Origin of the sequence: Bradyrhizobium sp. 2TAF36 (assembly GCF_052114925.1) — a bacterium.
Classification (GTDB): domain Bacteria; phylum Pseudomonadota; class Alphaproteobacteria; order Rhizobiales; family Xanthobacteraceae; genus Bradyrhizobium; species Bradyrhizobium barranii.
The window spans coordinates 56,325-82,698 of the sequence record NZ_JBFRFR010000024.1 but is presented as its reverse complement, the minus strand read 5'-3'; the positions used below and the strand labels follow the sequence as shown (position 1 = coordinate 82,698).

The following is a 26,374-nucleotide window of genomic DNA, read 5'->3' as shown; positions in this document are numbered from 1 at the left end:
CCGCAGATGCAAAAGTTGGTGGATTACGCCTTCGGCTAATCCACCCTACGATAGCTTGCGCTTGGCTTGCTCCAATTCACGTCCCGTCTCCAGCATCAGTCGCCGCAGCCAGATCGAGCCGGGGTCCATCTGCGCGCGGGTCGGATGGAACATGAACTGCTCGTCGATCCCGGGGTCGAGCGGCGGCGTCACCGTGACGAGGCCGAGCTGCTTCGACAGCGCGGCGATCAGCCGGCGCGGCACGAAGGCGACGAGGTCGGTGCGGGCGGCGACGTGCAGCGCTTCGAGATAGCCTGACACCACCAGCGAAATGTGTCGCTCGATGCCCTTGGTGCGCAGCCAGGTGTCGATCAAATCCTCGCTGCTGCCGCGGATGATCACGCCGACATGGCGTGCGGCCAGGAACGTCTCGCGCCGCTTCAGCTTCGCAGCCATGGGATGGCCGCGCCGCACCGCCAGCGCGTCGCTGTCGGTGTAGAGCAGCTGGCGGTGAAAACCCTTGAAGGCGTTGCCGATCGAGATCACGAGATCGATGGTGCGGGCGAATTCTGCGTGGAAGATCGTCGACCCTCGCCAAGGCACGACGTCGATGCGGACGTTGGGGGCGGCCTGGGTGACTTTCTCCATCAGGGGCGGCATCAGCAGCTCGACCGCGAGATCAGGCATCATCAGGCGGAATTGCCGCTCGCTGCGCGCGGCGTCGAAGTCGTCAGGTATGAACAGCCCGCGCACCTGGTCGAGCGCCTGGGCCAGCGGCGCGCGGAGCGCTTGCGCCCGCGGCGTCAGCTCCATGCGCGCGCCGGTGCGCACCAGCAACGGATCGCCGAAGATGTCGCGCAGGCGTTGCAACGCATGGCTCGTGGCCGGCTGCGACAGCCCGATCCGAAGCGCGGCCCGGCTGACATTGGCCTCGCGCAGCAGCGCGTCGAGCGCGGTCAGGAGATTGAGGTCAAGCGAATTCAAATTCATGAGGCGAATAGATATCATATCCACTATCGATTTGAAGAATTCTTATCCGGCAGGGATGATCTCCGTGTTGCCACCAAACGGAGATGCCGCCATGAGCGCGAGCGCCAACAAGAAACTGATGCAGGATATCTTTGCCGCCGCCGCCAGCCCCGATCCGGCCGCACGCGACCGGGCCCTGTTCACCGCAAGCCTTGCCGACGATGCCAGATGGGTCGTGACCGGCCAGTATTCCTGGTCCCGCACCTTCACCGGCAAGGAGGCGATCCTCAACGATCTGCACGGTTATGTGCGCACCCGCTTGCGCAACCGGACCCGCACCGTAGCTCACCGTTTCATCGCCGATGGCGACGTGGTCGTGGTGGAAGCCAAGGGCGACAACGTCACGCCCGAGGGCGTTCGTTATGACAACGACTACTGCCTGGTGTTTCGCCTCGAGGACGGGAAGATCAAGGAGATCCGGGAATATTGCGACTCGACCCTGACCGAGAGGGCGCTTGGTCCGTTTCCGCAGACGCCCGTGAGGGCCGCGAGCTGACCGGATTGAGGACCATCTCGTCCGCCGACCGGTGCCGTCGGCCCCGTTCGGCGATGGTCGTGTCGATCTGGCGCAGGCTGATAGCGATCGTCGTTGTCAGGCGCGAGCGGTCCCAGGCCCGGTACCAGCTCGCCGCCATGAGCGAACGGGAGCTTCAGGACTGCGGCATGACCTGGGCGGAGATCGCGTACGAACTGAGGAGACCGGTGCGACGGAGTTAGACGAACGGACGAGATCCAGCCGCCGCCTGCCTCCCATTTTATCGGAGCCGGCGGAACCTTCGGGTTCCGCCGGGCGTTTGCTCGGTTCGGGGGCAATCGCGCCCCCGGCATTGCACGCGTTTGGGAAATTCATGCTGGCTGGGGTTTCGGACGTTTCAACACAGGTGGGCCGCAGCTTTCCCGGACTCCGCGAACGATTGAGAGATGCGACTGCGAATGCGCACCGCGAGCTCGATGCGCAGCTTTCGTCGTTCGACCTCACGGTCTTGTCCGGTTACCGCCGTTTCCTGCAAGCCAGCGCCGGCGCACTTCTTCCGCTCGAAGCTGCGCTTGTGCAGGCTGGCGTCGCCACGATGTTTCCGGATTGGCTGGAGCGGGCGCGTAGCGCCGCAATCGCGGCCGATCTCGGGCAGCTCGGCAGCGCCGCGCAATCCACCGTATCCGTGCCGCCGCTGACGCGCAGTGGCATGCTCGGCACGTTGTATGTTCTGGAGGGCTCCCGTCTCGGCGCAAAGTTTCTGCTGAAGGCGGTCGCGGATGCGGGCGATCCGCGCATCGGCGAGGCCACCGCGTATCTCAGTCATGGCGCGGGCAAGCGGCTCTGGCAGAGCTTTCTGGCGCAGCTTCAAAACGAAGAGGATTGCGACGCGGACGAGACGATCGAATCGGCACGTGTCGCTTTCGCGGCCTTCGAGCAGGCGGCGGACCGCGCATGAACGAGGCGGTCAATCTCACCAATTGCGATCGCGAGCCGATCCACATTCCCGGCAGCGTCCAGCCGTTCGGCTTCCTGCTCACGGTGCTGTCGGATTTCACGATCTGCATGGCCTCCGACAATGTCGGCAGCTTTCTTGGGACTGACGTCGCCGACCTGCTGCAGCAGCCGCTGTCGCGCGTCATCTCGGAAGCCGCCGTCGAGACCATTCGCGGCCGCGTCGATCATCTCACCGGCCCGGATACGACCGAGCGCCTGTTCGGTGTCGAGCTCCAGGCGGGCAAGCCGCCTTACGATCTCTCCATCCACTTCTCCGGCGCCTATCTGGTCATCGAGGCAGAGCCCAGCGTCAACGAGCCCGGCGTCAATTCCGGCGAGCTCGTCCGCCTGATGCTGGAGCGAATCCGCAAGACGCGCGGCATGACCGAGCTCGCCCGCGAGGCGGCGCGCCAGCTCAAGGTCCTGACCGGCTTCGACCGCGTCATGGTCTATCAATTTCATCCGGACGGATCGGGCGAGGTGATCGCYGAAGCTGCGGAAGCCGGCCTCGAACGGTTTCTCGGCCTGCACTATCCGGCCTCCGACATCCCCAAGCAGGCCCGCATCCTTTATCAGCGCAACTGGCTGCGCATCATCGCCGATATCAATTCGAAACCAGCCGCGTTGTTTTCGACGGCAACGCACAATGCGGGGCTGCTCGATCTCTCCATGAGCGTGCTGCGCTCGGTCTCGCCGATTCACATCGAATATTTGCGCAACATGGGCGTCGGGGCCTCGATGTCGGTGTCGATCCTGCGCGACGGCAAGCTGTGGGGCCTGTTCGCCTGCCATCATTATTCGCCGCGCTACATCTCGTTCGAGAAGCGCACCGCGTCCGAGCTGTTCGGGCAGATGTTCTCCTGGATCGTGGAGGGGCGCGAGCGCGAGGGCAATGTCGCCTATGAGATGCGCGCTCACCAGGTGCAGGAGCGGTTGATCGAGACCGCGGCCTCGCACGAGCACAGCCGGCGCGCGATCGTCGACTTCCTCGGCGACTATCGCGGGATGATCGATTGCGACGGCGTGGCGGTATGGTCCGACAACAAGATCACGCTTCAGGGCCAGACGCCGACCGAGGACGAGGTGAAGGAGCTGGTCGCCTTCATCAACCGGACCTCGCCGGGACGGATTTTCGCCAGTGCCGAGATTGCCAAGGTCTATGCTGCCGGGCAGTCCTTTCGCGACCGCGCAGCCGGATTTCTCGCCATTCCGATCTCGCGGACTCCGCGCGATTGCCTGATCTTCTTCCGGCGCGAGGTCGTGCGCTCAGTGAACTGGGCCGGCGCGCCCGACAAGGTCTATGACGAGGGACCGAACGGACCGCGCCTGACGCCGCGCAAGAGCTTTGAGCTCTGGCAGGAAACGGTGGCGGGCCAGTCGAAACCTTGGTCCACGGCCGACATCCGCATCGCCGAGAGCCTGCGCGTCACGCTGCTCGAAGTGATCCTGCAACTGTCCGACCTTGCCGCCCGCGAGCGTCGCGGCGCGCAGGAGCGGCAGGAGTTGATGATCGCCGAGCTTAATCACCGCGTCCGCAACATTTTGAGCCTTGTCCGCGCGCTGGTCGCGCAGAGCAAGGACACTGCAACTTCGGTTGAGGAGTTTGCCGGCGTGCTCGGTGGCCGCATCCAGGCTTTGGCCCGCGCCCACGACCAGATCACCAATTTGAACTGGGCGCCGGTTGCGCTGCGCTCGCTGGTCGAGTCCGAGGCCGGCGCCTATCTCGGCGCGCGCGCCGGCCGCGTGAAGATGGGCGGGCCCGACGTCGCGCTCGATCCCAAGGCGTTCGCGACGCTGGCGCTGGTCGTGCACGAGATGATGACCAATTCCGCCAAATATGGCGCGCTGGCCGATTCCACCGGCAGCGTCGAGGTGGTGTGGCGCCTYGATCCATCTTCCAGCCTTGTCATCGAATGGAAGGAGAGCGGCGGGCCGCCGGTGCAGCCGCCGTCGCGCCGCGGCTTCGGGACCACCATCATCGAGCGTTCCGTCCCCTTCGACCTTAAGGGCGAAGCCGAAATCCGGTTCGACCTGCTCGGGGTGCAGGCCAAGTTCATCATCCCGCCCAATTTTGTCGAACTGGTGCCATCAATCGGAGGAGCCGCCATGCGCGTCGAGGAGCAGCAACCCGCCCGTCCGCGAATTTCCGAGACCGCGCTGATCGTCGAGGACAATCTGATCATCGCCATGGCGGCCGAAGTCATCCTGCTCGATCTCGGTGCCCGCCATGTCGACACTGCGGCGAGCGTCGACCAGGCGTTGCGCGCGATCGAGCGCACGCGTCCGGGCTTTGCGCTGCTCGATCTCAACCTCGGCAACGAGAGCAGCATCAAGGTGGCCGAGAAGCTGAAGGAGATCGGCGTGCCCTTCATGTTCGCGACCGGCTATGGCGAGCGCGCGCCGATCCCGGAAGAGCTGGCGTTCGCGCCGGTGGTCCAGAAGCCCTACACGCTGGAAGTCGTCGAGAACGCGCTCGGCAAATTGCAGGGGACGGTCGCTCAATAGACATCCATCCCGGCGACGCGTGCAGCGCTCTGCAAGCGGCTGCGGGCTTTGCACCGAAACCTGCGCAACTGCCGATAAAATCAGCAGGTCCTGTGCGGGCCGGCACACACATGCGCGAAAAATCGGAAGGTTCAATTAACGAGTGTCCCTCATTGTACCGCGGTGCAGCGTGGGTGCCGAAAAGCGACTCGCGGCTGCCGGGGGTGGCCGTGACGATTGCCGGGGTCGTTCGTCCGCCCGAATTCACATGCACCTGGGTGGACAGTGGGAATGCCGAACTTTCGTTTGCGGATCAGGGGACGCCTGTACGCGGGTTTCATGGCCTTGGTGGCGGTTGGTCTCGTGATGGCGGTGGTCGCCATCTGGAATTTGCGGTCCGTGCAGGACCAGGTCGCAAAGGCTTCGGCATTTTCGGACAGCACGGCGCGGGTCCTGGAGGTCTCGACCCATCTTCAGGCGATCCAGCGCGCCAATCTGCGCTACATCTACGACGCCAGCGAGCCCGCAATGAAGGAGGCCGCAGAGCGTGAAACCGCGGCGACCGAGCTGTTGAAGGTCGGGGCGCAGGGAACGCTCTCCGAGGAGCGGCGGAAGCTCTACAACGATCTGATCGCCGACATCGCGAAAATGCGAAGCCTGCGTGACAATCTCGGCGACGCCGTCAACGAGGCGCGGACCGGCAAGGCGACGCTGCTGCCGAGCGGTGACGAGCTGACTGTCAAGATGGGCAAGCTGGTCGATGTGGCGCGCGCAGCCGTCGACGAAGACACCGGGGCCCTCGTTGCGGACCTCGAATCCAGACTCCTGCTCGTCCAGATCGCGAACTGGCGTTTCCTGGCCCTGCGCGACAGCAAGGGGCCCGCCAACTTCAGAACCAATGTGGACAGGGCGTCGCAGCGCCTCTCGGCGCTCGAAAAGAGCCCGCAGGCGACCGAACTGCGTACGACGCTCGCGCCGGTGAAGACCTCGCTCGGAATCTACAAATCCGCGTTCGAGACGACGTCGGCCGCGATGCTGCAGGCCGACGAGATCTACCACAAGAGCCTCGCGCCCCTCATCGTCGACAGCATCGCCAAGCTCAAGGTCGCGGAAGCCGCCTTGAAGAAGGACTACAAGGAGTCGCGCAGCCAGGCCGAAGCCGTGATTGACGGCACGACCACCGTGCAGGCGATCGCGGGCGGCCTTGCCACCCTGTTCGGATTGATCGTCGCCTTCCTGATCGCCCGCAGCATCGTCGGTCCCCTGACGTCGATGACGCGAGCGATGGGGCTGCTGGCCGGCGGCAATCTCGAGGTCGGGATTCCCGGGCGCGGCAAGGCCGACGAGATCGGCGACATGGCCAAGGCGATCGAGGTGTTCAAGACCAACATGATCGACACCGAACGGCTGCGCACGGAGCAGACCGAGACCGAGGCGCGGCAGGCGGAGAGCCGCAAGGCCGACATGGTCCGGCTCGCCGACCAGTTCGAGCAGGCGGTCGGCGAGATCGTCGACACCGTGTCGTCGGCATCGAACGAGTTGGAGGCGTCGGCGGGCACCCTGACGACGACCGCGACGCGCGCGCAGAATCTGTCGACCGAGGTGGCGTCGGCGTCACAGGAGGCCACGGCCAATGTGCAGGCGGTGGCGTCCGCGACCGAGCAGCTGTCCTCCTCGGTCACCGAGATCGCCCGCCAGGTGCAGGAATCGGCCCGGATCGCCAACGAGGCGGTCGGGCAGGCAAGCAGGACCAATGAGCGCGTCGGCGAGCTGTCCAAGGCGGCCGCCCGCATCGGCGACGTGGTCGAGCTGATCAGCACGATTGCCGGCCAGACCAACCTCCTGGCGCTGAACGCCACCATCGAGGCCGCGCGCGCCGGCGAGGCCGGCCGCGGCTTTGCGGTGGTCGCCTCCGAGGTCAAGGCGCTGGCCGAGCAGACCGCGAAGGCGACCGGCGAGATCGGCCAGCAGATTTCGAGCATCCAGGCCGCGACCGAGCAGTCGGTCGGCTCCATCCGGGAGATCAGCGGCACGATCGAGCGGCTGTCGGAAATCTCGTCGGCGGTGGCCGCCGCCGTGGAAGAGCAGGGCGCGGCGACGAAGGACATCTCCCGCAACGTCCAGCAGGCCGCCCATGGCACGCAGCGCGTCTCGATCAATATCGGCGACGTCCAGCGCGGCGCCTCCGAGACCGGCTCGGCCTCCTCGCAGGTGCTCTCGGCGGCGCGCTCGCTGTCTTCAGACAGCAACCGGCTGAAACAGGAAGTCGCGAAGTTCCTGGACTCGGTCCACGCTGCCTGATCGGCGCCGACCCGCAAAAGCAAAAGGTCCACGCGCATGCGCGTGGACCTGCCATGGCGGCGTGGTGGGATGAGGACATCGCTCGCGCGCGCCACCGCTTGATGTCCGGAATACGGTGGTGTCTTCGTCGGCTTCTCCGTATTCGACACCGGTAAAATACAGCCGCAATTAACAATTGTTCCGCATTGTACGGCAGCGCAGCGCGATTCTCGCAGGCGTGGCTGCAATGATCAGTCGTTGCAATCGCGCCAAGGTCGTCGGCTGCTTCTGCTTTTCTGCTGCAATGGGTGGACAGTGATGCCGAGCTTGCGTTTGAGAATTCGGGGGCGTCTCTACGCCGGATTTTCGGTTCTCGTGGTCGTTGGTTTGATCATGGCCGCGGTTGCGGTCTGGAATTTGTGGGCCGTCCAGGGCCAGATGGCGCGGCTCTCCGCGCTCTCGGACAACACCGCCCGCGTGCAGGAAATCTCGATCAACCTCCAGGCGCTGCGGCGTGCCAATCTGCGTTACATCTATGACGCCAACGAGCCGGCCTTCAAGGAGGCTGCGGAGCGGGAGGCGGCGACGGCCGAGCTGTTGAGGGCCGCGGCCAAGTCGACGGTCTCCGAGGAGCGGCTCAAGATCTACAATGGCCTCGTCGGCGACGTCGACAAGATGAAGTCCCTGCGCGAGCGCATGGGCGCTGCCGTCAACGAGACGACGAAAGGCAAGGCCACTTTGCTCGCCGGCGGCGACGAGCTCACCGCCAACACCGGCAAGCTGGTCGAGGCCGCGGGTGCAACCGGCGACACCAGCGTGACCGCCCCCGTCGCCGATCTCGAATCCAAGATCCTCCTTGTTCGTGTCTCAAACTGGCGCTTCCTCGCCGTCCGGGACGCGAAGGGGCCGGCGACCTTCAGGACCAATGTCGATCGGGCGCAGCAAGCACTCAAGTCACTTGAGGGGGCCGGTCTCCCGGACGAGGTCAAGGCCGCGTTCGGGCCGATCAAGAGTTCACTTTCGACCTACAAGGGGGCTTTCGAGACGACATCCGCCGCAATCCTCCAGGCCGATGAAATCTACCGCAATGAGATCGCCCCCTTGATCAGCGATAGCGTCGACAGGCTCAAGGTGGCGGAGACCGGATTGAAGGCCGACTACCAGAAGTCGCGCGCGGCCGCCGATGGCGTCATTGCCAGCACGACCTGGATTCAGGAAGTCGCCGGCGGCCTTGCGGTCCTGTTCGGCGGCCTCGTCGCCTTCCTGATCGCGCGCAGCATCGTCGGACCGCTGACCACGATGACCCGGGCGATGGGAGCCCTCGCCGGTGGCGATCTCAAGGTTGAGATCCCCGGCCGCGGAAATCGCGACGAGATCGGCGAGATGGCCAAGGCGATCCAGGTGTTCAAGGAGAGCATGGTCGAGACCGACCGCCTGCGCCACGAGCAGGTCGAGGTCGAGGCGCGGCAGGCGGAGAGCCGCAAGGCCGACATGCGAAACCTGGCCAATCAGTTCGAACGAGCGGTGGGCGAGATCGTCGACACCGTGTCGTCGGCATCAAACGAGCTCGAGGCTTCCGCGGGCACCCTGACCACGACGGCCAGCCGCGCCCAGGATCTGTCGACGGAAGTCGCCAGCGCCTCCCAGGAAGCCTCGGCCAATGTGCAGGCCGTTGCCTCGGCGACCGAGGAACTGTCCTCCTCGGTCTCGGAGATCGCCCGCCAGGTGCAGGAATCCGCCCGCATCGCCAGCGAGGCTGTGGGTCAGGCAACGCGGACCAACGAACGGGTCGGTGAACTGTCCAAGGCCGCCGCCCGTATCGGCGACGTGGTCGAGCTGATCAGCACGATTGCCGGCCAGACCAATCTGCTGGCACTGAACGCGACGATCGAGGCGGCGCGTGCGGGCGAGGCCGGTCGCGGCTTTGCCGTGGTCGCCTCCGAGGTCAAGGCGCTGGCCGAGCAGACCGCGAAGGCCACGGGCGAGATCGCCCAGCAGGTCTCCGGCATCCAGGCCGCGACGGAGGAGTCGGTCGGCTCGATCCGGGAGATCAGCGGCACCATCGAGCGGCTGTCGGAGATCTCGTCGACGGTTGCGGCGGCCGTGGAAGAGCAGGGCGCTGCCACACAGGAAATCTCCCGCAACGTCCAGCAGGCCGCTCACGGCACGCAGCGCGTATCGACCAATATCGGCGACGTGCAGCGCGGAGCCTCCGAGACCGGCTCGGCCTCCTCGCAGGTGCTCTCGGCGGCGCGCTCGCTGTCTTCAGACAGCAATCGGCTGAAGCAGGAAGTCGCAAAATTCCTGAGCTCGGTCCACGCCGCCTGAGCCGCAAACGCAAAAGGCCACGCGCATGCGCGTGGCCTCCAAAAGCTGCGTCGCGCGATCAGGCGACCTTCGTCGTCATGTGCTTGAACATGTTGGCGCGCGCCTCGTCGTCCATCTCGGCCTTGAAGGTGAACTTGTCCTTCAGCGCGATCGCGCGCGCCGCCGCCGGCCGCGCCGAGCTCTCGTCCACCAGCCGCTTCACGTTCGGATAGCGCGCAAAGGCATCGTCGCCGAGCTTGAACGGCACCATCCGCGCCCAGCCCCACAGCGCCATGTCGACGATCGAATAGCTGTCGCCGACCATGTAGCAGCGGCCTTCAAGGTGACCGTCGAGAATCTTGTAGTGGCGATCGGTCTCGTACTGGTAGCGGTTATGGGCGTAGTCGTGGTTCTGGTCCTTCGGCGCAAAATGCTTGAAGTGCACGGCCTGGCCCGAATACGGCCCGACGCCGGTGGCAATGAACATCAGCCATGACAGCGTCTCGCCGCGGACGTTGGCGGCGGGAAGGAACTTGCCGGTCTTCTCGGCGAGGTAGAGCAGGATGGCGTTCGAGTCGAACACGATGGTGCCGTTGTCGTCGATCGCCGGCACCTTGCCGTTCGGATTGATCTTCAGATAGTCCGGCGCGAACTGCTCGCCCGTGCGGGTGTCGATCTTGACCGGCTCGAACGCCAGGCCGGCCTCTTCCAGATAAAGCGCGACCTTGGTCGGGTTCGGCGAACCGTTGAAATAGAACTTGAGCATGTTTGTCTCCCCAATTCCCTTTTTAGAGAATGAATGCAGCGTCGCGGCCTTCTGTGCCTGAACATGGCCGGGGAGAGCAACCGGCGAGTTTGCCGGGCGGTGTCTGCGCGGTACGCAGATCAGCCTGCGTAACAAAGGCCGATCGCCGCCGTAATGACGATTCAAGTCCGGCTGAGCCGTTCCCGCAGGAATTCAATGAAGCGCTGCGTCTTGGCTGGCAGCAGGCGCGTCTCGGTGACTGCGTAGACGGTGACGGGCGAGCCCTGCCATTGCGGCATGATGCGACGCAGCCGGCCATCCGCCACTTCGTCGGCCACGATCTCTTGCGGAAGAAAGGCGATGCCCGTGTCGAGCGTTGCGAGGCGGCGGATCAGTCCCACGTTGTTRAGCCGAAAACGGCCGCCGACGTCGGTCTGCTCCATCTGCGTGCCCCTGTGTAACGTCCACGCACTCACCTTCGTCATGCACAAGCATTGATGACGGGTGAGGTCCGCCGGTTCATGCGGCTCGCCGTTGGTCTCGAGATAGCGCGGCGAGGCGTAGAGATATCCCGGCATACGGGCGAGCGGCCGCGCGATCATGTGGGATGGCTCTGATTCTCCGACGCGGATCGCCAGATCGAACGGCTCCGATACGAGATCGACACGTCGCGGCGTCAGGTCGAATTCGAAATCGATGTCGGGATATTGCCGCGCGAATTCGGCGATCAACGGTGCGAGGTAGGTGTTCGCGAAATCCACCGGCAGCGAGACGCGGAGCATGCCGCTCGGCTGCGCCAGCATCCCGTCCAGTTGCTCGTGCGCCAGGCGCGCCTCGTCCACGATGCGCTTGCAGCGCTCGAAGTAGATCTGGCCGGCTTCGGTCAATTCGATCTTGCGGGTCGTCCGGTTCAACAGGCGAAGCCCGATCTCCTTCTCCAACAGATCGATCCGGCGCGACAGCGTCGAATTGGGCATGTCGAGGGTCTTGGCGGCGCGACGGAAGCTGCGGGCCTTCGCGACCTCCACGAACAGCGCCATATCGTTCAACAACGCCATTTCATTATTCCATCAGTGGATCAATCAGTTCCATTTTACGGCATTTATTCCATTGAGTGGAAGGTCCATCTGCCCTTTGCTGACATTGCAGGGCAAGCCATCCATGAAACGCGTAGAACTCGACAAGAACCTGAAGGTGAATCCGCCGGCGCTCGAAGGCCTCAGGCTCGCTGGATTGAATGTGGCGGTGATCGGCGGCACCGGCGGCATTGGCCGGGCGTTCAGCCGCCAATTGGCGGCCAAGGGGGCGCGTGTCCTCGTCGTCGGCCAGACGTTCCGCGATCAGAACGTGCCGGGCATCGCATTCATGCAGGCCGATCTGAGCCTGATGCGAGAAGCCAGGCGGATCGGCCGTGAGCTTCCCGCCGAGACGCTCGACATCGTCGTCTTCACGACCGGCATCATGGCGGGGCCCAGGCGTGAGGTGACGGCGGAAGGCATCGAACGCGATCTTGCCGTCAGCTATCTGAGCCGCTTCGTCATCCTGAACGCGATCGCCTCTCGTCTTGGAAGGGACAGGGCCACGGCCACATTCAAGTCTCGGATATTCGTCATGGGATTCCCCGGGACGGAGCAGAGGGCCGATGTCGCCGATCTGAATTCGGAGCGGCGCTACAAGCGGTTCGCAGCCCACTCGAACACCGTGGCGGGCAACGAAGTGCTCGTCCTCGAGGCCGCCAGGCGCTTTGCCGATGTCGATGTGTTCGGCCTTAATCCCGGCTTCGTGAAGACCGATATTCGCGCCAATCTGTTCGGGTCGCGTGCGCTCGTCTCGCTGATCAACTGGCTGACCAGCTTCATGATGGTCGAGCCGGACGCCTATGCCGAGCGACTGGTGCCGCTCCTGGTGTCGCCTGATCTCAACGGCCGCAGCGGTGTCATGCTCAACAACAAGGCTGAGGCGATCCTGCCGAGCCCTTCGTCTGCGGAGCGATCCTATGCGACGGCGCTCATGGATGCCTCCGATCGATTGATCGCCCGTCTGGCGCCGTGAGGCCGCGCCTCGACGCTCAACTGGAATAGAGCAGGCCGACGACGGCGATGACGATCATCCCGGCGCCGACAGCGTCCAGCCGCATCGCGAGCCGCGTTGCGGCGTGCATGCTGGAGGTCCGCGCCTTGCGCTCCGATCCGCGCGCGTAGCCGTGCACGATGACGTCGTGATTGAAATTGTCGTGGGCCTCGTTGCTGCTGGCCAGCCCGACGCAGACCACCAGCACGCCGAAGATGGCGAGGCCGAAAAAGCCGAGCAGGGCGATCAGGAACATCGGAAACATGCCGAGCAGGAAGATCGGCAGCAGCGGCACCAGCAGCAATGTCTCGGACTGTCGTCGCATGGGAGCCGGACCGGTCAGGACGGGGCTGATCGGTGAAATCTAGTCCTGGCTGTGGCGGCATTCAAGGAGCCGTAGGGTGGGCAAAGGCGCGAAGCTCCGTGCCCACCGCGTCGCTTGCGGCATATTCCAAGGTGGTGGGCACGCTTCGCTTTGCCCACCCTACGGGACCGCGGAGAAAACTACTCCGCCCCGATCCCCGCACGGATCTCGGCGCGGAACTCGTCGATCAGCTTGAGACCCTTCTTGGTCTCGACATGCCAGAAGGTCCAGCCGTTGCAGGCTTGCGCCCCTTGCGCCACGGCGCCGATGCGGTGGATCGAGCCGACCTTGTCGCCCAGCATGATGGCGCCGTCGGCGCGCACGAGTGCGCCGAGCTTCTTCTTGGCGTCGAACAGCTTCGTGCCGGGCATGATCATGCCGCGCTCGATCAGCTCGGAGAACGCGACCCGCGGCGCTTCGCGCGCGGTCATGAACGGAGCGAGGCTTTCCTCCGGCAGCGGCTCGACCGCGGCGATGCGCGCTTCGGCGGCCTTCGCGTAGGTCTTGTCGCGCTCGAAGCCGATATAGGAGCGGCCGAGACGTTTTGCGACCGCGCCGGTGGTGCCGGTGCCGTTGAAGGGATCGATCACGAGATCGCCGGGTTTCGACGACGACAGCAGCACGCGCGCGAGCAGGCCTTCCGGCTTCTGCGTCGGATGCACTTTCTTGCCGTCGGCGCCCTTGAGGCGCTCCTCGCCGGTGCAGAGCGGGATCAGCCAATCGGACCGTGCCTGCACGTCCTCGTTGGCGGCCTTCAGTGCCTCGTAGTTGAACGTGTAGCCCTTGGCCTTCTCGTCGCGCGCGGCCCAGATCATGGTCTCGTGCGCGTTGGTGAAGCGGCGGCCGCGGAAATTCGGCATCGGGTTCGACTTGCGCCAGACGATGTCGTTCAGGAGCCAGAAGCCGAGGTCCTGCATGATCGCGCCGACGCGGAAGATGTTGTGATAGGAGCCGATCACCCAGATCGTCGCCGACGGCTTCATCGCGCGGCGGGCGGCAAGCAGCCAGGCGCGGGTGAAATCGTCATAGGCGGAGAACGAATCGAACTTGTCCCAGTCGTCGTTGACGGCATCGACATGGGATTCGTCGGGGCGCTTCAGATCGCCCTTGAGCTGGAGATTGTAGGGCGGATCGGCGAACACGAGGTCGACCGAACCGGCCTGAAGCTTCGACATCTCGGCGACGCAATCACCGAGGATGATGCTGTGCGAAGCGGACTCAAAATTTGTGCGGGGCGCCCTTGCAGACGCCCCGCGACGCGACACTACCATGACTCAAGAACTCTGACTCAGGCGACGCTGTCGGCGACGCGGGACCAAACAACCGACTGACCGTTACAATGGAGCGGCAAAGTAAAAATCGACTTAACCCGCCGCTTTGGTGAGCAGCCCTCGCATCACGCATTGTGCGCGTTTCGCTCTGCGCATTCGTCGTGTTTTCCAGTGTATTTCGTATTTCTTCGCGTTGCGGGAGCAGTCAGGTCGCCAAATTTCTCTCGGAAAAAATTGCACGACCCCGGAAAAAATTGCTGGCATCGGCATGCTGTCGCACTAGGCAATAATTGCCGAGCGGGATATTGATTAACGCATTGGAAATTTTACGTGTGTGGCGCGTTGAGCTTTCGCGCTTATGCGCCCAAATGACGCCAATTGAGGACTGAGGGAAACCCGCCATGCGTTATGATGATTTCCGCCGCAGCGACGACATTGAGGATCGCCGCGACGGCGGTGGCGGCATGGGCGGCGGCGGAGGCGGGTTCGGCCTGCCGATGGGCGGCGGCGGTCTGGGCATCGGCACCATCATCGTGCTCGGCCTGGTCGGTTATGCCTTCGGCATCGATCCGCGCATCCTGATCGGCGGCGCCGAGATCCTCACCGGCGGCGGCCAGGCGCCTTCCTACCAGACCGATCGTCAGTCGACCTCCGCCAAGCGCGGCGCGCCGACCGACGAGATGGGCAGCATGATCTCCGGCATCCTCGGCGAGATCGACGACCGCTGGAGCGAAATCTTCCAGGCCAGCGGCCAGTCTTACACCGGTCCGAAGGTCGTGCTGTTCCGCAACGTCACCAATGGCGGCCGCTGCGGCCGGGCAGAGTCGGCGATGGGGCCGTTCTACTGTCCGCCGGATCGTACCATCTTCCTAGACACCAGTTTCTTCCGCGAGGTCGAGACGCGCTTCCGCGGCTGCTCCGGCAAGTCCGCCTGCAACTTCACCACCGCCTACATCATCGCGCATGAGGCCGGCCATCACATCCAGAACCTGCTCGGCATCATTCCGCGCGTGACGCGGCTGCAGCAGCAGGCCGGCAGCAAGGCCGAGGCCAATGCGCTCCAGATGAAGGTCGAATTGCAGGCCGATTGCCTGTCCGGCGTCTGGGTCAATCGCGAGTCGAAAAAGCGTCCGAACTTCCTCGAGCCCGGCGACATCGACGCCGCGTTGACCACGGCGAGCGCGATCGGTGATGACACGCTGCAACGCCACGCCACGGGACGCGTCGTGCCCGATTCCTTCACGCACGGCTCGGCGGCGCAACGCAAGCAGTGGTTCATGACCGGCTACCAGCAAGGGACCGTCCAGGCCTGCAACACGTTCGGCAGCGGGTCGTAGTCGCCAGGACTTCGTGCCCCAGACGCAGCGCAGCGCTTCTTCAGCGGTGCGCTGCAGAGCCGGGGCCCACAATGCCGGTCTCTCAGCTCTGGGTCCCGGGTCTGCGACGCACCGCTGACGCGCTGCATCGCGTCCGGGACACGAGAGGAAGGACCAATGGCCTCGATCGACGAGTCAAAACAATTCATCCCGCTCAACATCGCGGTGCTCACCGTCTCTGACACGCGCGCGCTCGCCGACGACAAGTCCGGCCAGACGCTGGCCGACCGCCTCACCGCGGCGGGCCATCATCTCGCCGCGCGCGAGATCGTCACCGACGACGTCGAGGCGATCCGCGCCGTCGTCCGCCGCTGGATTGCCGATGCCGGCATCGACGTCGTCATCACCACCGGCGGCACCGGTTTTACCGGACGCGACGTCACGCCGGAGGCGATCGAGCCACTGTTCGAGAAGCGCATGGACGGCTTCTCGATCGCCTTCCACATGCTCAGCCACGCCAAGATCGGCACGTCGACGATCCAGAGCCGCGCCACCGCCGGCGTCGCCGGCGCCACCTACATCTTCTGCCTGCCGGGCTCACCCGGCGCCTGTCGCGACGGCTGGGACGGCATCCTCGCGGCCCAGCTCGACTACCGCACGCGTCCCTGCAATTTCGTCGAGATCATGCCGCGCCTGGACGAGCATCTGCGAAGGGCAAAGGCGCAGGGCGCGACGGTGTGAGTGCGTTGCTTTGACGCTGCTTTGCTGAGCTAGGCGCGGACCTCTTCCCTTCTCCCCTTGTGGGAGAGGGTGGCTCGCCGCGGAGCGGCGAGACGGGTGAGGGGTCTCCATCCGCACGGACCGCTCGGAGACATACCCCTCACCCAAGCGAGTTCGTATCTACTGGCGTCGCTGCCCTCTCCCGCAAGGGGCGAGGGCACAATCATGCGCATCGCGCCCGCTGCGACAGCGATAGCGACTAGCTCTTCCGCCGCAGCGAGCCCCACACCACGCGCCACATAGTCCGGCACGCTTCCGCGTGCAGCCGTCGTGCGCGGCGCTTGTAGAGATCGACGAGCTCTCCCGTGATGAGCGCGTGCCGCCGCATCAGAGATCGCGCTCCCAGGTTTCGCCGGTGAGGTTCTGGCCAAAGCTGCGATGCGGCTCGGTGGCGGTCAGCTTGAAGCCGGCATCCTGATAGATTTTTCGCGCGGCGACMAAATTGCTCTGCGTCCACAGCGTCATCMGCCGATAGCCGCAGGCGCGGGCAAAGGAGACGCATTCGGCGACCAGCCGTTGGCCTAGCCCCTGTCCGCGTGCGGCCGGATCGAGCAGCAACAGGCGCAGCTTGGCGACGTCGTCGCTGGCCTTGACCAGAAATACCGAGCCGACCGGCCGGCCCTCGATGTCGGCGATCCAGCAGCGCTCGCGCGAGGCATCGTAGGAGGTCATGTATTTGGCGACGATCTCGGCCACCAGCGCCTCGAAGCCGGAGTCGAAACCGTATTCGCTGGCGTAGAGCGCGCCGTGGCTCTGCACCACCCAGCCCATGTCGCCCGGGCGGGGCTCGCGCAGGGTCGCGCGCGGGGATGGCGTCCGCGGCATAGCGAGCAGCCGCTCGATCGTCTCCATCGCACCGGTGAGCTTGCTGCGCTCCTCATCCGGCAGCGGCCGCAGCATCGCGGCGACGTCGTCCTGGGACGAGCGTTCGAGCCTGGCGAACGCCTGGCGGCCCTTCGCGGTCAGGCTCAACTGAACCTGCCGGCGGTCGCTCGGAAGCGGCTTGCGCGCGATCAGGCCGCTCTCGTCGAAGTTCTGCACGATGCGACTGAGATAGCCGGCGTCGAGCCCGAGCGCGATGCCGATCTCCTTGGCCGACTGCTCGCCACCATGGGCCAGCTCGTAGAGCACGCGCGCCTCGCTCAGCGAGAACGGGCTCTTCAGGAGCTGCTGGTCGAGCACGCCGAGCTTCTGGGTGTAGAAGCGGTTGAAGGCGCGAACCGCCTGGACCTGGTCGTCAGCGACCTGTTCGGTCGAAGCGGGGCAGGATGGCGACGGGCTGGATGACGAAAGGGCAGATGGCATGGGTCACCTCGATAATTGCCATTGTCAAACAATTATTTGACTTTGGCAAGTATTAGATCGGTGACGTCAGCCGACCATGACGATCCGGCTGCGCAGCATGGTCCGGGACGAGCGGCCGAGCCGCCGGAGCAGCCGCGCCTCGGAACGGCGGGCCTGGGGCGGGTAGCCGCCGATCCGGTCGTAATGATCGCGCGCGATCAAGAGTCCCTGATCGCCGAGGGGGCCGACCAGTTTGCGCACCACGGCCCAGAGGACGTCGCGAAACCCGGTATCGGCATAAGGCGACCGTGTGTAGCGGAACACCGCCGCGCGATCCCTGCCGCTGGTCGAGACAGCCTGGATGAACTGGGTGGTTTCCTCGATCCAGCCGGTCTCCAGCACGGCGCCGGCCGGGAGGAACATCAGCCAGGGCGAACGGGCCTGGAGCGCGCCGGCGGCAAGCGCGGCGCCCTGCGAGGATCCCTCGAAGCCGATGAAACGGCAGCCTGCAACGTCCGCCACGCGCTCGATGACGCCGTTGCGGGTGCCGTCGACCAGCAGCACTTCGCGGATGACGCCCGCGGCGGCGCCGGGCACCAGCGCGGCGAGGGTTGCGACCGCCGTCTGCTCGACGCCTTCGGTCGGTATGATGACGCTCAGCATGATTGAGGCTTCGATGTCTGCACTTCGGGAGAAGCGTAGCTTGTTATGAATGTGTCATAAACACGCGGCGTCGCCGAGTGCAACTTTTCGCCGGTGTTCCGGCATGCGATGGTAGATCGCCGCCGGTCTATCGCAGCCGAATATGTCGTGCGCGGGTGGCCCTGTTGCCGAATGTTTCCGCGAATGTCGTTTCCGTGAGCTTCAAACGGGGGCTTTCTCTGCCGATATGATCGGGGCGAGGACGGCACGTTCCGCAAGGCTGCACCGGCAGTCTGACACAAACCTTGTGACGGGAAAAACGTGCAACGCTCGCCGCGCAAAGTGAGATAGTCCAGTGAACGCCGATCAACTTCCCGTTGGCACCACGCCAACATCGCCGAAGCCGGAGGCCGCGCCGACCCTGCGGATCCGCGCCGTGATGCTGGGCGAACGCATCAATCCGTCCGGGCTCGAGCTTGGCGCACCTGTCTCCTCGACGCCTGCTGCCTTCCGCGTCCATGCCGGGCTCGTCGTGATCTTCCGCTACGGCGTCGTGGTGCTGATCGGCCTCCTCCCTTCGGAGGAGAAGGTGCTGATCGACAGCCTGAAACCGCGGGTGACCGGCGAGCTCAGCCCTTTTGAAGAGGAGATCGCACAGGCGCAGCTCTGCAAGGATGAGAACGCCGAGGCGATCCAGCCCGGCGGGCCGATCTGCCTCGCCAAATTCTCCGACGATCGGCTGCTGATCGTTGCGGACGCGCTCGCCAAGAGCACCTCGCTCGCCCGCGACGAGCGCCGCGTCGCCGCGGTTTTCGACGTGATCGAGCCCTTCGCGCGGGGGCTCGCCGAGCAGGGCCGCACGCCGCCCCGGCGCAAGGGCATCCTGCAACTGATCGGCAATGCGCTTCTGGTCCAGCAGCGCGTCGCCGGCCGTGTCGCGGTGGCCGAGAAACCGGACGTGCTCTGGGAGAAGCCCGAGCTCGACCGCCTCTATGCCCGTCTCGAAGACGAGTACGAATTGAAGGAGCGCCTTGACACGCTTGAGCGCAAGCTCACCGCGGTCTCGGAAACCGCCAACGCGCTGACCGACATCATCGACACCCAGCGCTCGCTGCGTCTGGAAATCGCAGTCGTGGTGCTGATCGTGATCGAGGTCGTGATCGGGTGCATCCAGATCCTGTCGGGCACGCATTAGACCGGCCTGAGATCGGCCTGCACGCCACTGTGCGGGCGGGGAACCGTCGTTCATGTAGATGAACGTTGATCCAAATCAAAGGCACGAAGCTCCAGCGCACGAGACTTCGATCGGACCCGCGGTCAACGCGATGTGCAGCTGTCCGCGGCTTCCTCCCTCGAAGAAGGAGTACGCTGATGTTGCGTCAAGCTCTCATCGCTTCGGCAGCCGCAGCTATGCTGCTTGTCGCCTTCACTCCCGATGACGCATCTGCCCGCGGCGGTCGCGGCGGCGCCATGCGCGCAGGAGGTTTCCACGGCGGTGCCGTGCGGGCAGGAGGCTACCGCGGGGGCGCGGTCGCGGCGCGTGGATATCGGGGCGGTGCTGTCGCCGTGCGCGGCGGGCGTTACGGCTATCGGGGCGCTTATGCAGGGTATCGCGGATATCGTTACGGCGTCGGTGCGGCGGCAGTGGGGGCCGCGGCGATCGGCGCAGCTGCGACGGGGGCCTACTACCGCAGCGGCTGCGGCTATGACGCTTACGGAAACTATGTTTGCCCGGGCGGGTACTCTCCGTACTGAGCGGAGCGACGTAGTTGGCCCATGGTGCTCGAAGCGCTGGCGAAATCGTTTGCTTTGCGCACCATGGTCATTTCGACAGTGGCGCAGCAGCGCTGCGACAAGTCATGGCCCGACAAGTCATGGCCCGAGAAGTCATGGCCCGCTGAAATTCTCCCACGGGGGAGAAGGGAAAGATGCAGCGGTCGACCGGGCTTTCATTTCACTCGCAGCACAGCCGCGCAATGCCGAGCGATCGTCAGCTCCTCATTCGTCGGAATGACGAACACATTGACGGTGCTGCCACTGCTGCTGATCCGCTCGCGTGCCGCGTCATTCGCACCCGCGTCAATATGCACGCCGAGCCACCCGAGCCGCTCACCAATCGCGGTGCGGATTTCCTTCGCATGCTCGCCGATGCCGCCGGTGAAGACCAGACAGTCCAGCCCGCCCAGCGTGGTCGCCATCACCGCGACCTGCTGCGCCGCACGGAAGGTGAAGAGCTCGACCGCCTGCCGCGCCGCCGCCTCACGGCTCGCCAGCAGCGTGCGCATGTCGGCAGAGATGCCGGAGACGCCGAGCAGGCCTGACTCGTGATAGAGCAGGTGCTGGACATCCTCGACCGGCATCCTCTCGTGCTGTTGCAGATAGAGCAGCACGCCGGGATCGATCGTGCCGCTCCGGGTGCCCATCACGAGGCCATCGAGCGGCGTCAGCCCCATCGTGGTGTCGACGCTGCGGCCATCGCGCAAGGCGCACAGGCTGGCGCCATTGCCGAGATGCGCGATGATGGTGCGCTTGGCAATGAACTGCGGCGCGATTTTCGCGAGGCGCCCCGCGACATATTCGAACGAGAGGCCGTGAAAGCCGTAGCGCCGGATACCGCGCTCTTCATAGCGCCGCGGGATGGCGAAGCGGCTCGCGGGTGGAGCCATGCTGTGATGGAAGGCCGTATCGAAACAGGCGATCTGCGTCAGTTCAGGCCGGATCGTGCTGATGATGCCGACAGGTTCAAGGCAGCGCGGCTGGTGCAGCGGCGCCAGTGGCGTCAGTGCGTCCAGCTTTGCGTAGACGTCGTCAGTCAGCTCAACCGGGCCCGAATAATCCGGCCCGCCATGAACGATGCGGTGACCGACGGCGCGCAGGCGGTGGTCGGCAAAACGCTCCTCGATGAAGCCGAGCACGTCCGCGAACAGATGGCCGCTGTCCGCATCGGATGCTTCCCTCTGCGTCTCGAAAAGGTCTCCGCCCGCGGGGCTTTTCACCACGAGCCGCGGCTTCGCCTCTTGCTCGTCGAGCAGGCCCTTGCAGAGCAGGGCAGGCTCGGCCGCCGCGATGTCGAACAGGCCGAACTTGATGCTCGACGAGCCCGAGTTGAGGACGAGGACCGACACCGTCATGACGTCAACCCGTCTTGCCCGGCCAGACCCAGTCGCGGATTTCAGGCATGTCCTCGCCGTGTTCGCGCACATAGTGCGAATGTTCGATCAGTTTGTCGCGGAACTGCTGTTGCACCTGCGCGGCCCTGGTCGCCAGACCCGGCACGCGCGCGATCGCCTCGATCGCGAGGTGATAGCGGTCGAGCCCGTTGAGCACGACCATGTCGAACGGCGTCGTCGTGGTGCCTTCCTCGGCAAAGCCGCGCACATGCATTCCGGCATGGTTGGTGCGGTTATAGGTGAGACGGTGGATGAGATAGGGATAGCCGTGATAGGCGAAGACCACGGGCTTGTCTGATGTGAACAGGCTGTCGAAATCGCGGTCGGACAGGCCGTGCGGGTGCTGGTCTTTCGGCTGCAGCGTCATGAGGTCGACGACGTTGACGACGCGGATCTTCAGGTCGGGCAGCGCCTTGCGCAGCAGATCGACGGCGGCGAGCGTCTCCAGTGTCGGCACGTCGCCGGCGCAGGCCATCACGACGTCGGGCTCGCCATCCGCATCCTCCGTGCCGGCCCAGGTCCAGATGCCGATGCCGGCATCGCAATGCGTGGCGGCGTCCTGCATCGATAGCCATTGCGGGGCTGGCTGCTTGCCGGCAACGATCACGTTGATGCGGTCATAGGTGCGCAGGCAGTGATCGGCGATCCACAACAGCGTGTTGGCATCGGGCGGGAAGTAGATGCGGACGATGTCGGCCTTCTTGTTGGCGACGAGATCGACGAAGCCGGGATCCTGATGGCTGAAGCCGTTATGGTCCTGCCGCCAGACATGCGAGGTCAGGAGATAGTTCAGCGAGGCGATCGGTCGCCGCCAGGGCAGATGCCGCGTCACCTTCAGCCATTTGGCGTGCTGGTTGAACATGGAATCGACGATGTGGATGAAGGCCTCGTAGCAGGAGAACAAGCCGTGGCGGCCGGTGAGCAGATAACCCTCGAGCCAGCCCTGGCAGAGATGCTCGCTCAAAACCTCCATCACGCGGCCGTCTTGGGCGAGATGCACGTCGTAAGGCTCCGTCGGCTCCATCCAGACCCGTTCGGTCGCCTCGAACACGGCGTCGAGCCGGTTTGACGCGGTCTCGTCCGGACCCATGATGCGGAAGTTGCGCGCCTCGGCGTTGAGGCGGATGACGTCGCGCAAAAATTTGCCGAGCTCACGCGTCGCTTCGCCGGTGACGCCGCCGGGCTGCGGCACGTCCAACGCAAAACTGCGGAAGTCCGGCAGCTTCAACTCCTTCTTCAACAGGCCGCCATTGGCGTGCGGATTGGCGCCCATGCGCCTGTTACCTTCGGGCGCCAGAGCCTGGAGCTCGGGAATAAGCGCGCCGCTGCCGTCGAACAGCTTCTCGGGCTCGTAGCTGCGCATCCAGTCTTCGAGGATTTTCAGATGCGCCGGGTTCTCGCGACAGCCCGCAACGGGAACCTGATGTGCGCGCCAAAAGCCCTCGACCTTCTTGCCGTCGACCTCCTTCGGGCCGGTCCAGCCCTTCGGGCTGCGCAGCACGATCATCGGCCAGCGCGGCCGCTCGACGCTCTTGCGGCCGTCGCGGGCATGCTGCTGGATCGAGCGGATGCTGGCGAGCGCGACGTCGAGCGCATCCGCCATGGCCTGGTGCATCAATTCGGGATCGTCGCCCTCGACGAACAGCGGCTCGTGGCCGAACCCGCGGAACAGGTCGCGGATCTCCGCGTCGCGCATCCGTCCGAGCACGGACGGGTTCGCGATCTTGTAACCGTTGAGGTGCAGGATCGGCAGCACGGCGCCGTCATGGGCGGGATTCAGGAACTTGTTTGAGTGCCAGGACGCCGCGAGCGGGCCGGTTTCCGCCTCGCCATCGCCGACGACGCAGGCGACGATCAGGTCGGGATTGTCGAATGCGGCGCCATAGGCATGCACCAGCGCGTAGCCGAGCTCGCCGCCTTCGTGGATCGAGCCCGGCGTTTCCGGCGCCGCGTGGCTCGGAATGCCGCCGGGGAAGGAGAACTGCCTGAAAAGTTTTCGCAATCCGTCCGTATCGCGCGCGACGTCAGGATAGATCTCGCTGTAGCTGCCTTCGAGATAGGTGTTGGCCACCATGCCCGGGCCGCCGTGGCCGGGACCGCAGATATAGAGCACGCTGACATCGAGCGCGCGGATGACGCGGTTGAGATGGGCGTAGATGAAGTTCAAACCGGGCGTCGTGCCCCAATGTCCGAGCAAGCGCGGCTTGATGTGCTCCGGCCGCAACGGCTCGCGCAGCAGCGGATTGTCGAGCAGATAGATTTGCCCGACGGAGAGGTAGTTCGCGGCGCGCCAATAGCGATCGAGCAGATCGAGCTCGCTGCTCCCTGAGGCCGATTGTCGTTGATTTGTCATGTTCCTGCTGACTTTCACCCAGCGATCGTCACCAACTTTGTTCCGGTGCGATTGATCCCTGTCCGGCATCGAACAGGATCGCCGCGACCGGTGTGTTGCGTGAGGTCAAAGGACCGCGCCCGAAATTTGGGCGGCTACTGTGCATGGGGTTGTTTTTCAGTTTTTTGTTTGTGTTCTTGATTTGTTCYTTTGGCGTGCTATCTTGGCTTCATGAGTCCAGCATCCTCTCATGCTCTCAAGCACCCGCCGGTCACGGCGCCCTCCGAGCCGGCGGGTGCGGACTCTGATTTTCCCGAACTGGCGGTCGCCATCGACAAACAGCGCAGGCGAGGGCGGGGCGCCCAGTCCAATGCCAGCGGCCGCTTCGAGGCCGAGGCCCGCGTCGCCTTCGACGATGGCTGGCAGAGCCTGGAGGAGCTGCCGCCGTTCAAGACCACCGTTGGCGTCGACACCTCGCGCAAGGTGATCACCCGCAACGAATCCCCCGATATCGGCTTCGACCGCTCGATCAATCCCTATCGCGGCTGCGAGCACGGCTGTGTCTATTGCTTCGCGCGGCCGACGCACGCCTATCTCGGCCTGTCGCCGGGGCTCGACTTCGAGTCAAAGCTGTTTGCCAAGCCCGAGGCGCCTTCGCTGCTCGAGAAGGAGCTGGCCGCGACCGGCTACGAGCCGCGGATGATCGCGATCGGGACCAATACCGATCCGTATCAGCCGATCGAGCGCGAGCGTAAGATCATGCGCGGCATTCTCGAAGTGCTGGAGCGCGCCGGCCATCCGGTCGGCATCGTCACCAAGTCGGCGCTGGTCGTGCGCGACATCGACATTCTCGCGCGGATGGCCAAGCGCAACCTCGCCAAGGTCGCGATCTCGGTCACCTCGCTCGATCCAAAACTCGCGCGGACCATGGAGCCGCGCGCGGCGACGCCGCCGAAGCGGCTGGAGGCGCTGAAGCAGCTCTCGGAGGCCGGCATTCCGACCACCGTGATGGTCGCGCCCGTGATCCCCGCGCTGAACGATTCCGAGATCGAGCGCATTCTCGATGCCGCCGCCCATGCCGGCGTCAAGGAAGCCTCCTATGTGCTGCTGCGGCTGCCGCTGGAGGTGCGTGATCTCTTCCGCGAATGGCTGATGGCCAACTATCCGGACCGCTACCGCCACGTCTTCACCCTGATCCGCGACATGCGCGGCGGCCGCGATTACGACGCGAAATGGGGTGAGCGGATGAAGGGCACCGGACCGATGGCCTGGACCATCGGCCGCCGCTTCGAGATCGCCTGCGACAGGCTTGGGCTGAACAAGCGGCGCTCCAAGCTGACGACGGATCACTTTGCGAGGCCGAAGCGGAACGGCGATCAGCTCAGCCTGTTCTGACCGGGAAGCGAAAGAGGCGTAGCATGAGCCAGGAACTTGCCGCGCCGGTGCCGCGGCTCACCGTCATCACACTGGGTGTGAGCGACATTCGCGCCAGCATCGCCTTCTATGACGCGCTCGGCTTCTCGCGTCGGCTGAAGGGGACCGGCGAGGCCGTCGCCTTCTATGATACCGGTGGTCCGGTGCTGGCCCTGTTTCACTGGGATAAGCTCGCGGCCGATGCCAAGTTGCCGGACAATCCGAGGCCCGCGACCTTCCGCGGCATCACGCTCGCCTGGAACTGCGCCACGCGCGGCGAGGTCGATGCGGTTCTGGCCTTCGCCGTCGGCAAGGGCGCGGCACTGCTGAAAGCGGCGCATGAGACCGACTACGGCGGTTATTCCGGCTATTTCGCCGACCCCGACAGCCATCCCTGGGAGGTCGTGGTCGCGCCGGGCATCGAGGTCGGTGAGGACCGGCGGGTGCATCTGGCAGAGTAGGCGGCTGGTCTGAATAACGGGAATTGTCCGGGGTTCCCGGTTGCGCCGGCCGGGCCGCTTGCGCACGATCCCGGCCATGATTCGGGACAAGTCGACCAGGAAGCCGACCAAAGACGCGCCAGAGAAGGGCGCGTCGAAGAAGAATGCCGCCAAGAAGGCAGCGCTTGCGAAGGCGGCCAAGGGGGCGGCCGGTAGGCAGCGCGCCATCATCGCCGTCGCCTCGCCGAGCTTCCGCCGCGAGCGCGCGCTGATCAAGCGTGGCATCTGGCCGGTTGCCGGCTGCGACGAGGCCGGCCGCGGGCCTCTGGCTGGTCCCGTGGTGGCGGCCGCCGTGATTCTCGATCCCGACCGCATTCCGCGCGGCATTGACGATTCCAAGCGCCTGACGGCCGAGGAACGGGAAAGACTGTTCGACAAGATCTGCGCCACCGCGCAGGTGTCGGTCGCCGTCGCCTCGCGCTCCCGGATCGACCGCGACAACATCCTGCGTGCCTCGCTGTGGGCGTTGAAGCGCGCCGTGGTGGCGCTGCCCGACACGCCGCGTCATGTGTTTGTCGACGGCCGCGATCGGCTCGACACCGCCTGCGACTGCGAGGCCGTGATCGGCGGCGACGGCATCGTCCTGTCGATCGCCGCCGCCTCGATCATCGCCAAGGTAACGCGCGACCGGCTGATGTGCGCGCTGGCGCAGGACTGCCCCGGCTACGGTTTCGAGCAGCACAAGGGCTACGCCGTTCCCGAGCACCTCGACGCGCTCGACCGCCTCGGCCCCACCGTCCACCACCGCAGCTTCTTCGCCCCCGTCGCCGCCGCCCGCGCCAAGCACATGCCCTGGACGGTCGAGCCGGTGCGGGACTTGTTTGCGGTGACCGAGATGGACGTGCAGGTGGAAGCAAGCGTTGAAATTGATGCGCCAGCGGGCCTCTAGGGCAGACGGTCGTTGCCACAACGCGCAGCGCCCTTTATCAAAACAGAT

Annotated in this window: 24 protein-coding genes; 14 read left to right on the top strand and 10 right to left on the bottom strand. The window is 65.1% G+C overall.

Features of this window, described 5'->3' with window-relative positions:
• Window positions 1-45: 45 nt before the first annotated feature.
• Window positions 46-969, bottom strand: a complete 924-nt coding sequence (locus AB4Z51_RS15570) for a LysR family transcriptional regulator (protein WP_085402531.1) — start codon at window positions 967-969, stop codon at window positions 46-48.
• A 91-nt stretch (window positions 970-1,060) separates the two neighbouring features.
• Between AB4Z51_RS15570 and AB4Z51_RS15565 the strand changes: the two genes are divergently transcribed.
• From AB4Z51_RS15565 to AB4Z51_RS15540, 6 genes are all read left to right on the top strand, one after another.
• Window positions 1,061-1,504: a nuclear transport factor 2 family protein gene (locus tag AB4Z51_RS15565; protein WP_085402589.1), complete on the top strand. Its 444-nt coding sequence runs from the start codon at window positions 1,061-1,063 to the stop codon at window positions 1,502-1,504.
• 53 nt (window positions 1,505-1,557) lie between these two features.
• Entirely contained in the window at window positions 1,558-1,725 is a 168-nt protein-coding gene (locus tag AB4Z51_RS15560; RefSeq protein WP_085402532.1) for a DUF1127 domain-containing protein, read from the top strand.
• Between the two features lie 131 nt (window positions 1,726-1,856).
• Window positions 1,857-2,441 (top strand): biliverdin-producing heme oxygenase, encoded by a 585-nt coding sequence (locus AB4Z51_RS15555; RefSeq protein WP_085402533.1) that lies wholly within the window; start codon window positions 1,857-1,859, stop codon window positions 2,439-2,441.
• Window positions 2,438-4,984, top strand: a complete 2,547-nt coding sequence (locus AB4Z51_RS15550) for an HWE histidine kinase domain-containing protein (protein ID WP_135216715.1) — start codon at window positions 2,438-2,440, stop codon at window positions 4,982-4,984. The genes AB4Z51_RS15555 and AB4Z51_RS15550 overlap by 4 nt, the downstream gene beginning before the upstream one ends.
• Before the next feature lie 270 nt (window positions 4,985-5,254).
• Entirely contained in the window at window positions 5,255-7,264 is a 2,010-nt protein-coding gene (locus tag AB4Z51_RS15545; RefSeq protein WP_085402535.1) for a HAMP domain-containing methyl-accepting chemotaxis protein, read from the top strand.
• A 297-nt stretch (window positions 7,265-7,561) separates the two neighbouring features.
• Window positions 7,562-9,571, top strand: coding sequence for a methyl-accepting chemotaxis protein (locus AB4Z51_RS15540; RefSeq protein ID WP_071916158.1), 2,010 nt, complete (start codon window positions 7,562-7,564; stop codon window positions 9,569-9,571).
• A gap of 58 nt (window positions 9,572-9,629) precedes the next feature.
• On the opposite strand, the gene AB4Z51_RS15535 is transcribed toward AB4Z51_RS15540, so the two are convergent.
• Complete coding sequence (locus AB4Z51_RS15535; protein WP_441497611.1) at window positions 9,630-10,316, bottom strand: glutathione S-transferase family protein; 687 nt, start codon at window positions 10,314-10,316, stop codon at window positions 9,630-9,632.
• Between the two features lie 161 nt (window positions 10,317-10,477).
• Window positions 10,478-11,353 (bottom strand): LysR family transcriptional regulator, encoded by an 876-nt coding sequence (locus AB4Z51_RS15530; protein WP_085402537.1) that lies wholly within the window; start codon window positions 11,351-11,353, stop codon window positions 10,478-10,480.
• A gap of 103 nt (window positions 11,354-11,456) precedes the next feature.
• Here AB4Z51_RS15530 and AB4Z51_RS15525 point away from each other — a divergent pair, with 103 nt between their 5' ends.
• Window positions 11,457-12,347 carry an SDR family NAD(P)-dependent oxidoreductase gene (locus AB4Z51_RS15525; RefSeq protein ID WP_085402538.1) on the top strand — a complete coding sequence of 297 codons (891 nt, stop codon included), beginning with the start codon at window positions 11,457-11,459 and terminating at the stop codon, window positions 12,345-12,347.
• Between the two features lie 16 nt (window positions 12,348-12,363).
• On the opposite strand, the gene AB4Z51_RS15520 is transcribed toward AB4Z51_RS15525, so the two are convergent.
• On the bottom strand, window positions 12,364-12,690 hold the full coding sequence (locus AB4Z51_RS15520; RefSeq protein WP_441497610.1) for a hypothetical protein: 327 nt from the start codon (window positions 12,688-12,690) through the stop codon (window positions 12,364-12,366).
• A gap of 179 nt (window positions 12,691-12,869) precedes the next feature.
• Window positions 12,870-14,000 carry a site-specific DNA-methyltransferase gene (locus AB4Z51_RS15515; RefSeq protein WP_071916153.1) on the bottom strand — a complete coding sequence of 377 codons (1,131 nt, stop codon included), beginning with the start codon at window positions 13,998-14,000 and terminating at the stop codon, window positions 12,870-12,872.
• 401 nt (window positions 14,001-14,401) lie between these two features.
• Here AB4Z51_RS15515 and ypfJ point away from each other — a divergent pair, with 401 nt between their 5' ends.
• Complete coding sequence (gene ypfJ, locus AB4Z51_RS15510; protein WP_441497609.1) at window positions 14,402-15,337, top strand: KPN_02809 family neutral zinc metallopeptidase; 936 nt, start codon at window positions 14,402-14,404, stop codon at window positions 15,335-15,337.
• 156 nt (window positions 15,338-15,493) lie between these two features.
• Entirely contained in the window at window positions 15,494-16,057 is a 564-nt protein-coding gene (moaB, locus tag AB4Z51_RS15505; RefSeq protein ID WP_085402539.1) for a molybdenum cofactor biosynthesis protein B, read from the top strand.
• Window positions 16,058-16,295: 238 nt separating this feature from the next.
• On the opposite strand, the gene AB4Z51_RS15500 is transcribed toward moaB, so the two are convergent.
• The 3 genes from AB4Z51_RS15500 to AB4Z51_RS15490 form a co-directional block, all read right to left on the bottom strand.
• On the bottom strand, window positions 16,296-16,424 hold the full coding sequence (locus tag AB4Z51_RS15500; protein ID WP_275552127.1) for a hypothetical protein: 129 nt from the start codon (window positions 16,422-16,424) through the stop codon (window positions 16,296-16,298).
• On the bottom strand, window positions 16,424-17,401 hold the full coding sequence (locus AB4Z51_RS15495) for a bifunctional helix-turn-helix transcriptional regulator/GNAT family N-acetyltransferase (RefSeq protein ID WP_441497608.1): 978 nt from the start codon (window positions 17,399-17,401) through the stop codon (window positions 16,424-16,426). The genes AB4Z51_RS15500 and AB4Z51_RS15495 overlap by 1 nt, the downstream gene beginning before the upstream one ends.
• A gap of 66 nt (window positions 17,402-17,467) precedes the next feature.
• Window positions 17,468-18,043, bottom strand: coding sequence for a glycosyl transferase (locus AB4Z51_RS15490; protein ID WP_085402541.1), 576 nt, complete (start codon window positions 18,041-18,043; stop codon window positions 17,468-17,470).
• A 334-nt stretch (window positions 18,044-18,377) separates the two neighbouring features.
• Here AB4Z51_RS15490 and AB4Z51_RS15485 point away from each other — a divergent pair, with 334 nt between their 5' ends.
• Window positions 18,378-19,217, top strand: a complete 840-nt coding sequence (locus tag AB4Z51_RS15485) for an RMD1 family protein (RefSeq protein ID WP_085402542.1) — start codon at window positions 18,378-18,380, stop codon at window positions 19,215-19,217.
• A gap of 176 nt (window positions 19,218-19,393) precedes the next feature.
• Window positions 19,394-19,777: a hypothetical protein gene (locus tag AB4Z51_RS15480; protein ID WP_071916148.1), complete on the top strand. Its 384-nt coding sequence runs from the start codon at window positions 19,394-19,396 to the stop codon at window positions 19,775-19,777.
• Between the two features lie 194 nt (window positions 19,778-19,971).
• Here the strand turns inward: AB4Z51_RS15480 and AB4Z51_RS15475 are convergent, their stop codons facing one another.
• Together AB4Z51_RS15475 and AB4Z51_RS15470 are read right to left on the bottom strand one after the other, a co-directional pair.
• Window positions 19,972-21,153 carry an acetate/propionate family kinase gene (locus AB4Z51_RS15475; protein ID WP_135215914.1) on the bottom strand — a complete coding sequence of 394 codons (1,182 nt, stop codon included), beginning with the start codon at window positions 21,151-21,153 and terminating at the stop codon, window positions 19,972-19,974.
• Window positions 21,154-21,157: 4 nt separating this feature from the next.
• On the bottom strand, window positions 21,158-23,545 hold the full coding sequence (locus tag AB4Z51_RS15470) for a phosphoketolase family protein (RefSeq protein WP_167768195.1): 2,388 nt from the start codon (window positions 23,543-23,545) through the stop codon (window positions 21,158-21,160).
• 210 nt (window positions 23,546-23,755) lie between these two features.
• On the opposite strand from AB4Z51_RS15470, the gene AB4Z51_RS15465 reads away from it, so the two are divergent.
• The 3 genes from AB4Z51_RS15465 (at window position 23,756) to AB4Z51_RS15455 (ending at window position 26,326) form a co-directional block, all read left to right on the top strand.
• Entirely contained in the window at window positions 23,756-24,919 is a 1,164-nt protein-coding gene (locus tag AB4Z51_RS15465; RefSeq protein ID WP_085402545.1) for a PA0069 family radical SAM protein, read from the top strand.
• 23 nt (window positions 24,920-24,942) lie between these two features.
• Window positions 24,943-25,398 carry a VOC family protein gene (locus AB4Z51_RS15460; protein ID WP_085402546.1) on the top strand — a complete coding sequence of 152 codons (456 nt, stop codon included), beginning with the start codon at window positions 24,943-24,945 and terminating at the stop codon, window positions 25,396-25,398.
• A 76-nt stretch (window positions 25,399-25,474) separates the two neighbouring features.
• Window positions 25,475-26,326 (top strand): ribonuclease HII, encoded by an 852-nt coding sequence (locus AB4Z51_RS15455; RefSeq protein ID WP_085402590.1) that lies wholly within the window; start codon window positions 25,475-25,477, stop codon window positions 26,324-26,326.
• Window positions 26,327-26,374 lie beyond the last annotated feature (48 nt).

Bases quoted from the DNA above. Each gene is read 5' to 3' on its own strand.
- AB4Z51_RS15555 (WP_085402533.1), top strand. From the start codon at position 1,857: ATGCTGGCTGGGGTTTCGGACGTTTCAACACAGGTGGGCCGCAGCTTT.
- AB4Z51_RS15480 (WP_071916148.1), top strand. From the start codon at position 19,394: ATGTTGCGTCAAGCTCTCATCGCTTCGGCAGCCGCAGCTATGCTGCTT.
- moaB (WP_085402539.1), top strand. From the start codon at position 15,494: ATGGCCTCGATCGACGAGTCAAAACAATTCATCCCGCTCAACATCGCG.
- AB4Z51_RS15545 (WP_085402535.1), top strand. From the start codon at position 5,255: ATGCCGAACTTTCGTTTGCGGATCAGGGGACGCCTGTACGCGGGTTTC.
- AB4Z51_RS15500 (WP_275552127.1), bottom strand. From the start codon at position 16,424: ATGCGGCGGCACGCGCTCATCACGGGAGAGCTCGTCGATCTCTACAAG.
- AB4Z51_RS15520 (WP_441497610.1), bottom strand. From the start codon at position 12,690: ATGCGACGACAGTCCGAGACATTGCTGCTGGTGCCGCTGCTGCCGATC.
- AB4Z51_RS15475 (WP_135215914.1), bottom strand. From the start codon at position 21,153: ATGACGGTGTCGGTCCTCGTCCTCAACTCGGGCTCGTCGAGCATCAAG.
- AB4Z51_RS15470 (WP_167768195.1), bottom strand. From the start codon at position 23,545: ATGACAAATCAACGACAATCGGCCTCAGGGAGCAGCGAGCTCGATCTG.
- AB4Z51_RS15540 (WP_071916158.1), top strand. From the start codon at position 7,562: ATGCCGAGCTTGCGTTTGAGAATTCGGGGGCGTCTCTACGCCGGATTT.
- AB4Z51_RS15535 (WP_441497611.1), bottom strand. From the start codon at position 10,316: ATGCTCAAGTTCTATTTCAACGGTTCGCCGAACCCGACCAAGGTCGCG.
- AB4Z51_RS15525 (WP_085402538.1), top strand. From the start codon at position 11,457: ATGAAACGCGTAGAACTCGACAAGAACCTGAAGGTGAATCCGCCGGCG.
- AB4Z51_RS15515 (WP_071916153.1), bottom strand. From the start codon at position 14,000: ATGGTAGTGTCGCGTCGCGGGGCGTCTGCAAGGGCGCCCCGCACAAAT.
- AB4Z51_RS15490 (WP_085402541.1), bottom strand. From the start codon at position 18,043: ATGCTGAGCGTCATCATACCGACCGAAGGCGTCGAGCAGACGGCGGTC.
- AB4Z51_RS15570 (WP_085402531.1), bottom strand. From the start codon at position 969: ATGAATTTGAATTCGCTTGACCTCAATCTCCTGACCGCGCTCGACGCG.
- AB4Z51_RS15460 (WP_085402546.1), top strand. From the start codon at position 24,943: ATGAGCCAGGAACTTGCCGCGCCGGTGCCGCGGCTCACCGTCATCACA.
- AB4Z51_RS15565 (WP_085402589.1), top strand. From the start codon at position 1,061: ATGAGCGCGAGCGCCAACAAGAAACTGATGCAGGATATCTTTGCCGCC.
- AB4Z51_RS15560 (WP_085402532.1), top strand. From the start codon at position 1,558: ATGGTCGTGTCGATCTGGCGCAGGCTGATAGCGATCGTCGTTGTCAGG.
- AB4Z51_RS15465 (WP_085402545.1), top strand. From the start codon at position 23,756: ATGAGTCCAGCATCCTCTCATGCTCTCAAGCACCCGCCGGTCACGGCG.
- ypfJ (WP_441497609.1), top strand. From the start codon at position 14,402: ATGCGTTATGATGATTTCCGCCGCAGCGACGACATTGAGGATCGCCGC.
- AB4Z51_RS15455 (WP_085402590.1), top strand. From the start codon at position 25,475: ATGATTCGGGACAAGTCGACCAGGAAGCCGACCAAAGACGCGCCAGAG.